Raw genomic sequence first — 15,181 nt, forward strand, 5'->3', positions numbered from 1 at the left:
CAAGCGGCGCGTCAAGCACGGCGGACTGACGCAACACCGAAGCGCCGCTTGCTCACGCGCGCGGTACTGTCCCGGCGCGCGGCTTTTTGCCATACACCGAAGTGAAAACCGATCTAGTTTCCGGGCAGTTACAGCCTCACCTTGTAGTAACGAATTTATTCGTTACGCGCTGGGATGTAACGAATAAATTCGTTACTACAAGGTGAGGCCCGAAATGCCCAAGAACTTAGCGCGCGAAACCGTGCGCGCGCGACCCGGCGCGGCTGGCGGTCTCAGCCGCTTTGGCCGCCACCAGATGGTTAAGTTGCCGGCGTTCCTTGCTGGTCAGGGGGCGTTCCGGCGGCGGTTGGAAATCAACGCCCGGTTGCCTGCCCGGTTGCCTGCCCGGTTGCCCTGATGCCGGTTCGTCCACCTGTTGATCGAAGTCCTCGTCGAAATGGAACTGCCCGACCACCTCCTTGAGCACATCCGATTGCTGGAAGAGGCTCTCCGCCGCCTTTTGCAAGTCGTTGGTCATCTCGACGGATTGCTGCACCATCTCGCGCAACTGTTCAATCGCGCGGACGACTTCGGCGGTGCCCGTGGATTGTTCCTCGGTGGCGGCAGAGATTTCTTGCGTGAGTTGGCTGAGACCGTGGGTGGCCCGGGCTATCTCTTCGGCGCCAGCCGACTGTTCGCTGGTGGCCGCTTCGATCTCCTGCGTGCGTCCGACGATCTTTTCAACGGCAGCGAGAATCGTGCGGAAGGCCTCGCCCACCGAGGTGTCGGCGATGTAATCCCGCACGTGTTTATTCGATTCATCCATTTGCCGGACGGCGGCGCGTGAATCGCATTGGATGGCCGCGACCAGGTCGCCGATTTCTTTGGTTGAGCGGGCGCTGCGCTCGGCCAGTTTGCGCACTTCATCCGCCACGACGGCGAACCCCAGGCCATGCTCGCCGGCGCGGGCGGCTTCAATCGCCGCATTCAAGGCCAGCAGATTGGTTTGATCGGCGATGTCGTCAATCGTCTCGACGATTTTGCCGATGTTTTCGGCGCGTGAGCCGAGGGAGTCAACCGTTTGGCCGACGGTTTCGACCGAAGCTGAGAGCCGTTGCATGTTTTGCGCGGCGAGGTTGAGCGTTTGCTGGCCGGTTTGGGCCGCCTGGCCGGTGCTGGCCGAAAGCGCGGACAATTCCCGCACATGCTCGGCAATGCCGTGCAACGAAGCCACCATCTCAGTGATGGCTGCCGAGGTTTCGGTGGTCGCCGCCGCTTGCGTTTGCGCGTTGGTAGACACCTGGCGAATCGAAGCGGCCATTTCATGAATGGTCGCCATGACTTCTTCGGTCGAGGAAGAAAGGGCCGTGGACGATTGACGCGATTGGGCGCTGGCGGTCTTGATCTCCGAGGAAGTCGCGCCGACCTGGCTCGAACCCTGACTGATGCGCATCACCGCCTCGCGCAGGTTCCCGTTCATCTGTTCGAAGCTGCTGCCGATTTCATTCAGCCGGGCAATCATCTGATTGAAAGATTCCGCCATCTGGCCGACTTCATCGTTGGCGGAAACTTCGATGGCTTCAAAATGCACGGCCATCTGTTTGGTGAGATCGCCGGCGGCAATGGCGCGCGCGGAATCCACCAATTTGGGCAGTTGCTCTTCGGCCAGAAAATTGGTGGCCTGTGCAATGGCAATCACCGGTTCCGAAATCCGGCGGGCCAGCCAGCGGCCCGCGCCGAGGCTGAGGACGATCACCACCAGCAACGCCAGAATCTGTAAGTTGCGCTGCGAGCGGTAAAGCGCGCCGCTGCTTTCAGCGGATTGCCTGCCAGCCGTCACGATATTGGTGACCAGTTGATCGCTGGCCTGGCTGATCTTGCGGCGCGTTTCCGCCGTTTTGGTGAGCAGCATCTGCGAAGCTTCGCCGACTTGTCCGGCTTTGAGCAGCGTGACCAATTGCGCGCTTTGCTCGTTATAGTCGCGCATGTTGCCGATGATTTCAGCACACAGCTTCCGGTCTTCCGGCTTGGTCAGCAAAGCCTCGGCCTTTTTCATGTGCGTGGCGAAATCCTGTAGCGCTTGGTTCAGCTCCTGCTCGAGCTGCCCGCGGGCTTGTTCGTCTGTTTCAACAAAGTAATTGAACTGTCGGATGCGGCTGTTAAAAAAGCTGTTTTGCGCGTTACCCAGCGTTTGGGTGACGGGCAGCCAGACGAAGGCCAGCGCCTCGGTTTCCCGGTTGAGCTTATGCATGCCGACCATCGAAAAGAGGCCCAGGCAGATCGTAAAGAGAAGTCCGATGACGAATCCAGCCAGTATCTTTTTGTGAATCGTCCAATTGGTGAACCAAGTCTGCGAAGAAATTTTCATGTTCATGGGGTCAAGCTACCTTTCGCTGTCCGCTGCCTGGTTAATGATCCGTTGGGCGGGCTGCTTGAGAGTGAATTGCGGGTGAAGCGGAAAGGCAGAGTGAGCCTGCTCTGGGAGTGAGCGCGCGGCGCTCACTCTGCCGGAAGATAACGCGGAAGGCTAAGCGGGAAGAGACTGCGCAAGTTTCAACTCAACTTGAACTCATATTGCAAAAAACCAGTCACTCTCACCGCCGCTCCGGCCTTTAAGGTCGGCGCAAATTTCGCCTTCAGGGCGGCATCAACCGAAGCCTGCCGCAACATAGGGCTGCCACTGGTGGCTTTGGCCGATTCGACCTTGCCGGTTTCGCTGATCACGATGTCCACTTTGACCAGCCCGGTAGTGCGTGTTTGTTTGGCCAAGGCCGGATACTCAGGCGTGGGCAGGCTCAAGGCGCGCCCATTGAGATTGCCTGCCTCCACAGTCTCAACGGCCTGGACGGCAGGCTGTGTGAGCAGCAGCAAATTGGCCAGCAGCCACAAAACCCCGGTCAGCAAAACGGTCTGACGTTTGTTGACGCGGAAACCAGCGATAGTGTTTTCACGGTTGAAAGACATCTTGAATTCTCCTTTGAGTGATTGTTTCGAGGAACGGGGGATTGTCCGGCTTTGCAGCACTGCGCGCGGAGCGCAAGCCCAATCATCGTGTAGGTGGCGTGGGTTGCAGTCTGATTAGGCGTTCGAAGCCCGGCGTCCTGTCATTCCCAGTCCAGCGGCGGATCAAACGAACGTTTGTCGAATTGCGCATCGCTCTCTTGAAAGCCCAAAGCCTGCAGAGCGCTGACAAGGCTCCCAGCAATGCCAGTAATCTTATCGGCTAAAGCGCCGGTTACTTGAGCGGGTTGGCAGATTTTTTGTGACTCTTCGCCTGTTTTCAGGCATGTGATGGCTGGTCATGCAGTGGAATTCATTGAGGCGCGGCAGGTGCGCGCCCGCGTTGACCAGCAAGGAAATCTCAGAGGTTGTTTTCATCATAGTTTTATAGCGCTTTGCAGATGGGTGCGACCTAACGTAGGGGCAGACCTGCGTGTCTGCCCCGGTGGCCGCAGACGACAGCGGAGTCGTCAAACCCGCCCAGGGCAGACACGCAGGTCTGCCCCTACGTTAGGCCGCCTGCTGCGCCTCGTTTTTCAAGAGCACGACGAATAGCGGTTCGCCCAGACATTGAAACTCGACTTTGCTGACGACTTGGCCGTCGGGCAGCAACGACAGATAGTCCGCGCCGGCTTTGACGGAGGGAAGCGAGAGTTGGCTGGGCAGCGGCAATAAGCCTTTGATGTTGCCGCCCACGATATTGGCCAATTCGCCCAGCACATCCTGCGTCTGCTCAAGTGTCGTACTTTGTTCCGGCACGCCAAAGAGAATGGCTGCCAATTGGCGCGCCAGCGTGACCGAGCAATTCAGCGTCACGGCGCCATTCCAATCCCCGTGCAAGTGGACGGAACCCATCAACATCTCGACCGGCACCGGTTGCCAGTCCAGGTAATGACCGGGTTCGAGTTCACGTTCCAACATGGAGGCCCAGACCATTTCCGTGACCTGGCGAATCTCATTTTCCAGAAATTGCATACGTCTCCTTACACCTGATAGCAAATGGCCTTGTCATGGTTGAGCCGTGTAAACGTGCTGTCCAGGTTCAATGTCGTTTCCGCGCCCCCCAGGAAGAGATAGCCGCCAGGCCGGAGCACCTGACGTAGCTTGCGCAGAATGTGCTTTTTCATTTCGACATCGAAATAGATCATCACGTTGCGGATGAAGATAATATCCACCGCCGGAAGCGGATTCCACGGTTCGGCTAGGTTTAACTCGCGCACTTCCAACATGGCCCGCAACTCCGGCTTGATCTGCCATTCCAGGCCTTGCCGCTCGAAGTATTTGACCAGCAAAACGGCGGGCAGGCCGCGGTTGATCTCCAATTGGTTGAAGCGGCCCTGGCGCGTGCGTTCCAACATCCCTTGCGAAATATCGGTGGCCAGAATGCGCACGTTCCAACTGGCCAACGCCGGAAAGTTTTCGCGCAGCAACATGGCGATGCTGTAAGGTTCCTGACCGCTCGAACAGGCGGCGGACCAGATGGTCAAATCGCGCATGGCCTGCCGTTTTTCGATGATGGCGGGCAGCACGATTTTCTTGAGCATGTCGAAGGGGTGAATATCGCGGAAGAACGTGGTTTCGTTGGTGGTCATGGCGTCCACCACTTTGCGATGGACTTGATTGTAGGGCGTCGTGCGCAATTGCGTGATCAACGCCTCCAGGGAAGTAAACCCTTCGCGGCGTGCCAGCGGCGTCAAGCGGGCTTCCACCAGATATTCCTTGCCGGTTTCCAGCACAATGGCTGAACGCTCGCGCACGAGCTTGCTCAGGTAATCAAAGTCTGCGCTTTTGATCGTCATGATTTCGTCTTTGGCAACTTGCGCCTTAAAGCGAATGAGAGCGTGCATCTTCGCGGCGGATGCGCCGCAGGATTTCAGGCGCCAGTTGATTGAGTGGCAGCACTTTGTCCGCCAAACCGGATTGAGCGACGACCCCGGGCATGCCCCAGACCACGCTGCTGGCTTCGTCTTGCGCCAGGATCTGGCCATTGGCCTGATGGATCAGTTCGCAGCCGCGCAAGCCATCGCGGCCCATCCCCGTCAAGATCACCGCGAGCGTGCCCGCGCCATACGCCACGCAGACCGAGCGGAAGAGCACATCCACAGCCGGCCGGCAGGAATTTTCCGGCGCTTCCTGATGGGTGCCGAGCCGGACGACGCCTTTGCTGCTTTCCACCACCATGTGCTGACCGCCCGGCGCAATCCACGCCTGGCCGGGGCGCAATACTTCACCTGCCACGCCTTCGCGAATCTTTAACGTGGATTTGGCCTGCAAGCGCTCGGCCAGCAATTTGGTGAAGAGCGCGGGCATGTGTTGGACGATCACAATCGGCACCGGAAAGTCGGCGGGCAAGGCCGGCAAGAGTTCGGCCAACGCATTGGGGCCGCCCGTCGAAACGCCGATGGCGAGAATCTCAACCGGGCGCGGCGCGCCTTTGGACAGCGGAGCGCGCACGAGTTGAGGCACAGCGACGGCGCTTGTGCCATTGCCAGGCGCGCGCGCCGGTAAGGGAGGTTTGAGAGCCAGAAGCTGCGGACACAGCCCTTTGATTTTGGGGATCAACTCATCGCGCAGACGTTGCAGCGCGACCGCGACGCTGCCGACATTGGCGGGTTTCGTCACGTAATCATTGGCGCCCAGCGTCAAGGCTTCGAGCGTCGCCGCCGCGCCGCGTTCGGTCAGTGTGCTGAACATAATGACCGGCAGGCGCGGATGCGTTTTGCGCAGTTCCTTCAACGTCTCTAAACCGTCCAACTCCGGCATTTCGACATCCATCACCAGGATGTCCGGTTTGACTTGATTGAGTTTGGCCAAGGCGATGCGCCCGTTGGCAGCCGTGGCGACGACTTCGAGCTGCGGGTCTGTGGCCAGGGTGTCCGCCACCATGCGCCGCACGACGACCGCATCATCAACGATCAAGACTCGAATTTTTTGCATCACAGGGCATCTCCGGCATAGGCAGCGTTGGGGGCGCCGCTGTTTTCTGCTGACTGACTCAGGCGAGTGGCAAACCCAGCATTTCCAGCTTTTCACGCAGGCCGTCCTTGGTGAAGGGTTTCATGATGTATTCGTTGGCGCCCGCTTCCAGCGCTTGGGTCATGTTTTCGATCTCGGTTTCGGTGGTGACCATCATCACGCGCAACTCAGCGTAGCAGGGTTGCGCGCGCACCGTTTGTAAGAACTCAAAACCATTCATCTCCGGCATGTTCCAATCCACTAAAACCAGGTCGAACGTCTCATTGGCGCTGAGCTTGGCCAAGCCATCCTGACCGTGAATGGCTTCGACGACGGTGAACCCACAGCCTTTCAGGATATTGCTGACGATCATCCGCATGGCTTTGGAATCATCAATCACAAGTGCACGCATGGTTATCTCCTCAGTACAAGAAAAACTAAATTTTCTGGCATTTACCTCTTCGCCGCAGAGCGGCGGTTGAATTTAGCCGTGGGTTTTCAACCCACGGGCAGCGCACAATCATTTGCGCGTCGCGTCAGCGACGCTTGAAACACGCGACCATTCAAGCGTCGCTGACTGACGCGACGCGGGTTTGTGGCGCGGATACCGTGGGTTGAAAACCCACGGCTAAATTCAACCGCCGCTAACGCGGCAAAAACAATTTTCAAAACACGAGATAACTTAGTTGCTCGTGTACTCAGTATCTCTCCGCCCAACTGCGTGGCGGGATGTTGACTCAAGTGCCCTAGCCAAACACCAAGCGCTTGGCTGACATAATGCTGATGGAGAGCCGGGAGATTTCAGCTAGGAATTAGGGATAGCTGTCCATCAGTGTCTTGGCTTGGCCGCTGCCAACCAAGCTGGGCGCGCGAAAAAGGGAGCGACTGCGCGTGGCGTGGCACGCGCTGCTGGAATTGGCTTATCACCAATGCGGGCGGCGGCGTGTCAAGAATCCGACAGCCGCCAAGCCGCGTGCAAAAGCCGCGCGCAACCTTAGCATCGAGCTTCGCTATCTCCTTTTCGTAGCTGGTGCAGAGCGTCCAGCGCCAGCGCTTTTTCGGTGTCCAAAATCAGTAAGAGCCGATCTTTGAGTTTATAGACGCCGCGCACCAGTGCACGTGCTGTGCCGTGCAAGGTCTCAGGCGGCTGTTCGAATTGTTCTGCGCTGACTTCCAACACATCGCCGATTTCGTCTACCAGCAAACTGACCGCGCCATCGTCGGTGCGGATGACGACATTCATCGGGGGGCGTTCGGCGGAGCGCGCTTTCAACTGCAACTGCTGGCGCAAATCAATGGCGGTGACGATCTGGCCGCGCAAATTGATCAGGCCTTTGACCACTTCCGAGGCCAAGGGCACACGCGTCATTTCCTGATACCGGATGACTTCCTGCACCCGGAGCACCTCCACGCCCAAAAACAGATTGTCCAAATAGAAAGTGCAAAATTGTTGTACGGCTGCCATAAAACTCCTCGTTGCGATGCTGTCAGTGTTCCAGCGCGACGGGCGTCAGAACATTGTTCTCAAGCGCCTGCCAGCCGCGCTTGGCGGCGGAGCCGGAAGGGTCGCTTGGGGTGGCCGCGGCGGATTCATAACGGAACTGGCCAATCAGTCGCTGCAACTCTTGCGCCATCTGCGCCAGTTCGGCGGCTGCCGTCTGGCTTTCACCCGCGCCGGTGCGGAAGGTTTGCGCCGACTGGGCGACGCTGTGAATGTTGCCGGCAATTTCGGAACTGCCGCGCGCCGCCTCGACGATATTGCGGTTGATCTCGTTGGTGGTGACGGTTTGCTCTTCGACCGCCCCGGCAATCGCCGTCTGAATTTCGCTGATCTGGTGAATGATCTGGTTGATGCGTTGGATGGCGCCTACCGCTTCGGTCGTGTCGGTTTGAATGCCGCCGACTTTGCGGCCAATCTCTTCGGTGGCCTTGGCGGTTTCTTTGGCGAGTTCTTTGACTTCGTTGGCGACGACGGCGAAGCCTTTGCCAGCTTCGCCCGCGCGCGCGGCTTCGATGGTGGCGTTGAGCGCGAGCAGGTTGGTTTGTTCGGCAATCGAAGTGATGACCTTGATGACATTGCCAATCTCGGCGCTCGATTGGCCCAAACGTGAAACCAGCGTGTTGGTGGCCTCGGCGGCTTCGACCACCGTGCTGGCGACGATGGTGGCCTCGGTGACGTTGCGGGCGATTTCCTTGATGCTGGCGGTCATTTCCTCGGTCGCGGCGGCGACGGTTTGCACATTGCTGCTGACCTCTTCGGCGGCGGCGGAAACCACGAGGGCTTGGGCCGACGTCTCTTCGGCGTTGCCATTCATCTGCTGGCCGATCTGATGCAGATTGGCCGAGGAGGTGGTCAGCGTCCCGGCGGCCTGACTAATCGAACGCAAAGTGCCGCTGATACTCGCAATAGATTGATTCAACGCTTGTGCCATCTGGCCGAATTCATCGGTCGAATCAAGCAAGAGCCGGTGTTCCAAATCGCCGCCGGCCAGCCCTTGCATAACCTTGACCGCTTCATCCAGCGGATGTTTGACGCTGCGCACGATCCAAGTGGTAAAGCCCAACGTGCCCGCGAGGGCAAACAACAAAGTCCACAGAATCAAGCGCTGGCCTTGCGCGCTGAGAGCCTCGCTTTCGGCGCGCGATTGTTCGACATCTTTTTCGATGGCGTTCCCCAACCCTTCCAGCTTGCCTTCCAGCGATTTGAAAAGCTCGATATAGGCGGGCAATTTGGCGTTGGCCGCCGCCCGGTTTTTGAAGGCCAACTCCAGCAATGTGCGTGAATCGTTGACGTATGTTTGAACCACCGGAATCACGGCTTTGGCATGGCTGGTGACTGCCTGATCGGGCGAGGTCTTTTCAACGTCGCTCAGAGAACTCTGCAACAACTCGACATGCTCGTTAAAATCCTGGCTGATGCGCGGCAGGTCGCTCTGCCGTGATTGGGCTGCATAGAGCGCGGCGTAAACGTCGGCGCGCAAGGCGTCGTGCATCATGTCGCCGTTCATCTGGTCGCGCTGGACCGAATTGTTCAAGGCCTGTTTTTGCACGGCAGCCGTCATCTGCGATAACCGCGAGTAGCCCGTCAAGCCGACCACCACCAGCGTCAATGCGCTTAACAGCGCCAACCCCAAAAGTTTTTGCCGAAAACCGATTTTGTTCACGAAAATCTCCTGAATGCGGATGTTTGGTTGAAAGACTCGGCCAGCGTCGTTCCAGTCTGACATTGGTTTGAACCGCGCCGCTGGTTTAGCTGACCGATGTCGCGCGTGAGTTACTCAGGGATGCTTGAACAGCAGGCAGTCACGTTCGAATTTATGATTTTGACTTCTTCCCAAACAACGGGTGCTCAATGCTGAGATACAGAAAAACGCCTTGCACACCGTTGCTCGGCCCGACGCCTAGCGGGACTGAGATGCCCGGCACGATCTGTGTTCCGTTGCGGAAGTTATGCGCCCAGCGCACGCCCGGATTGAGAAAGAGCGTGTCGCTGTGTTCGGTCAGGCGCGGCCCCGCCACCGTGCTGTAGCGATTCCAAGCCGTCTCGAACACCGCATGGAAACTGGGCTTGGCCAGCCAGATGACGCTGTGGCCCAGGTTATAGCCCAGTGTACGCGCCTGTTCCCGAGCCAGGTTTTGCGCCGCGGGCGTCACCGTCATTCCGGCATTCCAGTGCATGACCACTTGCGGCGTGATCAGCGTGCTCACCGGCAAATTGACTTGATACCCGACCCCGCCCGCGCCGATGCCTTTTTGGACGCTGCCATTGGGCAACAACAAACTCAAACGCGGCGCGACGGCCCAGCGCGTCGCGCCGCTGCCCACCAACTGATACCGGTAATTGAACGCAATGTCGCCCAGCCCCGTGTCATTGCCGGACGGATCGCTGACGCGTTGGCTGGGCAGCGTGTAACTCAATTGATGTTTCTGGCCGAAGAACGGCCATTCCTGGGTGAAGGTATAAAGGAAGCTGCCGTTGCGTTGGCGCGAGAAGGCGTGAATGTGCTGGATGACGCCAGCTTCCTGGTTATAGGCTTCTTCGATCAAAAAGCTGTTGTCCTGAATGCCGGAGGCTTCGGGTTTGGCGTCTTTTTTGCTGGCTTCCTGGCCGAGTGCTAACAGGGGAAAGAGCAGGGTGCCGCAGAGAAGGAGTAGTCGTTTCATATTATTTATCTCGTTGAATTGTGAGTTGCGGGCAGGGTGCCGCCGGATTGGCTGGCCCCGCGTTGGTTACTTAGCGAGCTGTCACGAACCAAACGCAGCGAAGTGGGAGCGCTTGACCTTTGGATCTGAAATGCGGCGGCCAGCTTGCGCGTCAACGCTGCGCTGTCAGCGGCGTCAACAACGCTTTGTCAAAGGACAGTGGGGCACCGGGGCGCGCCTCACCCGGTTGACCGGGGCCACGGTGGTTGCCGCCGGATTCGGCGTCGAACTGGAACTGACTAATGAGTTGTTGCAGTTCCTGCGCTAAGCGTGAAAGTTCACTGGCCGCCGCTTGGTTGTCTGTGACACCGGCGCGCACGGTTTGGGCCGATTGCGCTACCGTATGAATGTTACCGGCAATTTCGGAACTGCCGCGCGCCGCCTCGACGATATTGCGGTTGATCTCGTTGGTGGTGACGGTTTGCTCTTCGACCGCGCCGGCAATCGCCGTCTGAATTTCGCTGATCTGGTGAATGATCTGGTTGATCTGTTGGATGGCCGCGACGGCTTCGGTCGTGTCGGTTTGAATGCCGCCGACTTTGCGGCCAATCTCTTCGGTGGCCTTGGCGGTTTCCTTGGCGAGTTCTTTGACTTCGTTGGCGACGACGGCGAAGCCTTTGCCAGCTTCACCGGCGCGCGCGGCCTCGATAGTGGCGTTGAGCGCGAGCAGGTTGGTTTGTTCGGCAATCGAAGTGATGACTTTGAGCACGTTGCCAATCTCGGTGCTCGATTCACCCAAGCGTGTGACCAGAATGTTGGTGGCTTCGGCGGAAGTGACCGCCGTGCCGGTAATGTCGTTTGCGGCGCTGACGTTGCGGGCGATTTCCTTGATGCTGGCGGTCATTTCCTCGGTCGCGGCGGCGACGGTTTGCACGTTGCTGCTGACCTCTTCGGCGGCGGCGGAAACCACCACGGCCTGCGCCGAGGTCTCTTCCATGTTCTGGCCCATTTGCAAGCCATTGGCGGTGAGTTCTTCGGCGGCGCTGGCCAGAATTTGGGAATTTTGGCTGATGTTGTGCAACACGTTTTGCATGGCATCGAGCGCTTGATTGAGCGCCTGACCCATCTGGCCCATCTCATCCTGATTGTCGAGTTGGAGCCGGGGCCGCAAGTCGCCGGTCGCGACGACTTCCAACACCTGCACCGCGCTGGTCAAAGACCGCATGATGCCGCGTCCGATCAATACGGCCAGCAAAACCGCCGCGCCCAGAAGCAACAGTCCCAGTACGATCAGCAGCGTCGTGCGCGACTGGATGACTTGGGCGGCATGTTGTTCATGCGCTTTGTTCCAGGTATCGGCCAGTCCGACGGTCTCAACGATGGCGGCGCGATGTTGCTCAAAAATGGGGTTGAGAGTGGTTTTGGAAATGAGCGTGGCCTTGGCCAGATTGCCCTTCAGCACCAGCGGCAGAAATTCCTTTTCGGCCTCGGCAAAGTAAGCGCGCGCGGGCTGGCCGGCTTTGTTGAGCAGGCAGTCTTTCAACTTGCCCGCTTCGAGATTGGTCGTCCAATAGGCGTGCCGCTCTTCGTACTCCTGTTTCTTTTGGCGCAACTCCGCAACCAGTTTTTCGCGTTTGACGGCGTTGGGTTCCAGCAGCATTTCATTGACATTCTTTTCCGCCTCGACAATGTAAAGGGGCGGCGGCAGGATGTCGGCAACGATGTCTTTGCCTTGCACAATCTCGGCATACACCGGGCCATTCACCTTGATCAAATTGATGGTGGCAAACGCCACGACGGCAAGCAGCAAAAAGCCGGCGACAAACACGCCCGTCAGCAGCGTCAATTTGGTTTTATATTTCAGATCACTGAGTCGAATCATGTAAGCTCTCCTTGCGGCAAACGTGGGTCATTAAAAGAGCGGTTGCAACGTGGTGGTTGGCGCGCTCGCAGATTGCGTCGTGGTTGCAACCGGTTTGATTACGGATGCCGGGGGTAAAAGTGTTTGCGGGCTGTCAACGAGTTGACAGTTCTCTGCCTGACAATGTTCGGTGAGCGGTGCGGATTGTTCGTCCCAATCCCGTGCATGGGCGCGCATGATGGCGGGTACGTCCAACAACTCGGTCACGCGTTGTTGGATGATGGCCGTGCCCAGCACGCCCGCGCGTTGCGAGATATGCTGTTGGGTGACGGCTTCTTCGGCGATGTCCACAATTTGATCCACCACCAGGCCGATGGCGCGCGCGTGGCCGGAGTAGACGATCACCGGCAGCGTCTCTGCCGCGCTGGCCGGTTGATCGTCGTAGCCGAAAATTTGCGCCAGGCGCAGTAGCGGCATGATCTGGCCGCGGTATTGCACGACTTCCTGCTGGCCGGCGCGTTCGATGGCAGCCGCTGCAATTTCTTCCAGCCGCGCAACCTGCGCCAACGGCATGGCCAGGCGGCCCTGGCTGCCCAGCCTGAAAATCAGCAGCCTTTGGCGGTTGTGGGCCTCGTCGCTCGTCGCCGTCTCAGCCTCGGCCAAGGCGCGGTCGCGCACGCTGGAAACCACCCCGGCCTGTTGCGCCAAGCCCATGACATCCAAAATCAAGGCCACCTTGCCATCGCCCATAATCGTCGCGCCGGCAAAGGTGGTCAGGCCCTTTAACTGTTTGCTGAGCGGTTTGACCACGATTTCTTCGGTGTCGTTGATGGCATCCACAACCAGCCCGAATTGCCGCTCGTCCGCGCGCAGGATGACGAGATTGACAGCAGCTTCGCCAGTGTGGGCGGCACCCGCGCCGATTTGCAATTCCTGGTTCAGATAAACCAAGGGCAACAGCTTACCGCGCAAGCGGTAGACGGGCGCGCCGTGCACCAACTCAATGCCGGTGCGGGCTTGTTCGTGTTCCAGCCGCACCAGTTCCAGCAGATTGACTTGCGGGATAGCGAAACGCTCGCCGCCGCTGGCGATGAGCAGCGCCGGAATGATGGCGAGCGTCAGCGGAATTTTGATCTTGATCGTCGAGCCTGCGCCGAGCTTGCTTTGAATGTCGAGCGTGCCGCCGATTTTCTCGATGTTGGTTCTGACCACATCCATGCCGACGCCGCGCCCCGAGATATTGGTGACTTTCTCGGCGGTCGAAAAACCGGGCAGGAAGATCAGATTGATGGCCTCGCGGTCGCTCATGCGCGCGGCCTGTTCGCTGGTGATCAAGCCGCGTTGCTGGGCGCGCTGTTTGAGCTTGGCTGGGTCAATGCCCGCGCCGTCATCGGAAATTTCGATATTGACCTGGCCGCCCTCGTGATAGGCGCGCAGGTAAATATGGCCTTCGGCGGGCTTGCCGCGCTGCAGGCGCACGTCGGGCAATTCGATGCCGTGGTCGGCGGAATTGCGCACCAGATGGGTGAGCGGGTCTTTGATCGCCTCGATGATGGTTTTGTCCATCTCGGTTTCTTTGCCCGTGATCTCAAGGGCGATTTTTTTGCCGCAGGCGATGGCCAGATCGCGCACGACGCGCGGGAATTTGTTCCAGATGTTGCCGATGGGTTGCAGGCGCGTTTTCATCACGCTTTCCTGCAATTCGGACGTGATCATATTCAAGCGCTGCGTCGTCGCGCTTAAGCCGCCATCGGTTTGCGTCGCGGCGAATTGCAGGATTTGATTGCGCGCCAACACCAATTCGCCCACCAGATTCATCAACACATCCAATTGGCCGACATCCACGCGGATGCTGTTGTCGGCGACGCTCGGGCCTGCCGCAGCGGCGGGCTTAATGGCCTTTGCGGTGGCGGCTTTGGCGGCGGCGGGTTCAGCCGCCTGGGCGACGGGCGCAGGCGCGGCAGCCGGGACGGTTGGTTGTTCGAGCATGACGAGTGGCGCGTCTGACTGGCTGAGCACGAGTTCCGGTTCAACCCAACCGGCGTCGGCGCGCACGGGTTCAAACGTTTGACTGGCGGACGCCACGGGTTGTGCCGCCACTGCTGTGGGTGCGACGGCCTCTGTTTGCAGCGCCGTCAGCTTGGCGATCAGTTGCGTGTAATCGGCGTCGCCCTCGCTGCGGGTGGTTTCGATTTGGTTGAGCATCTGCCGGACAGCGTCAACCAGCGCCAGCAAGCCGGTCGTGCGTGCGGCATCGAGTTGCAATTTGCCATCGCGCAAACGGCTCAGCAGGTTTTCGCCGACGTGCGTCACGGCTTCCAGCTTGCCGAAGCCGAAGAAGCCGCAGGTGCCCTTGATCGTATGAATGGTGCGAAAGATGCTGGCCAGCGTGCTCTTGGCCGTCGGGTCTTGCTCCAGCGTAATCAAATCGCGGTCGAGTTGATCGAGATTCTCATAGCTCTCGATCAGGAATTCATTGATCAGATTGGCCAGCATTTCGGCTTCTTCGCTGTCCATGCCAGCGGCTTCGGCGGCAGGTTGGGCGGCGGGTTGGGCTGGCTGTAATTCCGGTTGTGTGGCGAGGGACTCTCTCGTAGTGGTCGCCTGATCGTACACTTCCTGTTTTAACGGTGGTGTGGCTGCCGAATCAGGCCGGAGTTTATTGGGTGGTTGAACGATGGTCTGAGTTGGTTGCTTCATATACGTCCGGGGCGCAGCGGGCCAGCACCGGGCCGGCCCGCTTGCCGAATCAAAAGCCAAAGCGAGGAAGGCTGTCGAGAGTCGCGCTGAGCGAGGGCGGCGGGCTACAGCTCTAAATCAGGGAAGATTTGCTCTAAGACATCGGTGACGGCCAGCCCTGAGAGGGGTTTGGTCAAATAGTGATTGGCGCCCAGGGCCAGCCCTTTGTCGCGCATCTCGTCGTTGCCGTGTGTCGAAAGAATGACAATCGGCAAGTTCGCGTAAAGCGGACGGGCGCGTTCAATGAATTCCAGCCCGTTCATTTCGGGCATATCAATGTCGGTGAAAACGATGTCCACGGGATTCGCGGCCAATTTTTCCAGCGCCACGACGCCATTGGGGGCATCAATTACCGACGTACAGCCCAGCTTTTTCAGCGTCATCACGATGAGCTGGCGCATAGTGGTTGAATCGTCAACGATCAAAAAGGATTTGTTCACAGCCATAATGCGTTCCTTCGTTTAAGGTAGTGGTTTGGTGCGTGACGAATGCACGCAGTGTTGT

Annotated in this window: 12 protein-coding genes; all 12 read right to left on the bottom strand. The window is 58.7% G+C overall.

The annotated features are described in order from the left end of the window. Positions 1 to 226: 226 nt before the first annotated feature. Positions 227 to 2,353 carry a methyl-accepting chemotaxis protein gene (locus HY011_28915; GenBank protein ID MBI3426969.1) on the bottom strand — a complete coding sequence of 709 codons (2,127 nt, stop codon included), beginning with the start codon at positions 2,351 to 2,353 and terminating at the stop codon, positions 227 to 229. 179 nt (positions 2,354 to 2,532) lie between these two features. Further along, on the bottom strand, positions 2,533 to 2,943 hold the full coding sequence (locus tag HY011_28920; GenBank protein ID MBI3426970.1) for an energy transducer TonB: 411 nt from the start codon (positions 2,941 to 2,943) through the stop codon (positions 2,533 to 2,535). A gap of 546 nt (positions 2,944 to 3,489) precedes the next feature. Continuing rightward, positions 3,490 to 3,954 (bottom strand): chemotaxis protein CheX, encoded by a 465-nt coding sequence (locus HY011_28925; GenBank protein ID MBI3426971.1) that lies wholly within the window; start codon positions 3,952 to 3,954, stop codon positions 3,490 to 3,492. A gap of 8 nt (positions 3,955 to 3,962) precedes the next feature. After that, positions 3,963 to 4,778 carry a protein-glutamate O-methyltransferase CheR gene (locus HY011_28930; GenBank protein MBI3426972.1) on the bottom strand — a complete coding sequence of 272 codons (816 nt, stop codon included), beginning with the start codon at positions 4,776 to 4,778 and terminating at the stop codon, positions 3,963 to 3,965. A gap of 25 nt (positions 4,779 to 4,803) precedes the next feature. After that, a complete protein-coding gene (locus HY011_28935) occupies positions 4,804 to 5,916 on the bottom strand; it encodes a chemotaxis response regulator protein-glutamate methylesterase (GenBank protein ID MBI3426973.1) in 1,113 nt (370 codons plus the stop codon). 58 nt (positions 5,917 to 5,974) lie between these two features. After that, on the bottom strand, positions 5,975 to 6,346 hold the full coding sequence (locus HY011_28940; GenBank protein MBI3426974.1) for a response regulator: 372 nt from the start codon (positions 6,344 to 6,346) through the stop codon (positions 5,975 to 5,977). Between the two features lie 582 nt (positions 6,347 to 6,928). Beyond that, positions 6,929 to 7,399 carry a chemotaxis protein CheW gene (locus HY011_28945; protein ID MBI3426975.1) on the bottom strand — a complete coding sequence of 157 codons (471 nt, stop codon included), beginning with the start codon at positions 7,397 to 7,399 and terminating at the stop codon, positions 6,929 to 6,931. 22 nt (positions 7,400 to 7,421) lie between these two features. Further along, the gene (locus tag HY011_28950) at positions 7,422 to 9,098 is read right to left on the bottom strand and encodes a methyl-accepting chemotaxis protein (GenBank protein ID MBI3426976.1); all 1,677 of its coding nucleotides are present in this window, start codon (positions 9,096 to 9,098) and stop codon (positions 7,422 to 7,424) included. 151 nt (positions 9,099 to 9,249) lie between these two features. Further along, positions 9,250 to 10,098 carry a transporter gene (locus tag HY011_28955; GenBank protein ID MBI3426977.1) on the bottom strand — a complete coding sequence of 283 codons (849 nt, stop codon included), beginning with the start codon at positions 10,096 to 10,098 and terminating at the stop codon, positions 9,250 to 9,252. A gap of 151 nt (positions 10,099 to 10,249) precedes the next feature. After that, a complete protein-coding gene (locus HY011_28960) occupies positions 10,250 to 11,959 on the bottom strand; it encodes a methyl-accepting chemotaxis protein (protein MBI3426978.1) in 1,710 nt (569 codons plus the stop codon). Between the two features lie 30 nt (positions 11,960 to 11,989). Further along, entirely contained in the window at positions 11,990 to 14,455 is a 2,466-nt protein-coding gene (locus HY011_28965) for a chemotaxis protein CheW (GenBank protein ID MBI3426979.1), read from the bottom strand. A 287-nt stretch (positions 14,456 to 14,742) separates the two neighbouring features. Further along, the gene (locus HY011_28970; protein ID MBI3426980.1) at positions 14,743 to 15,123 is read right to left on the bottom strand and encodes a response regulator; all 381 of its coding nucleotides are present in this window, start codon (positions 15,121 to 15,123) and stop codon (positions 14,743 to 14,745) included. Between the last annotated feature and the right edge of the window lie 58 nt (positions 15,124 to 15,181).

The sequence above is a fragment of the Acidobacteriota bacterium genome (assembly GCA_016196035.1).
In the GTDB taxonomy this organism is placed as follows: domain Bacteria; phylum Acidobacteriota; class Blastocatellia; order RBC074; family RBC074; genus JACPYM01.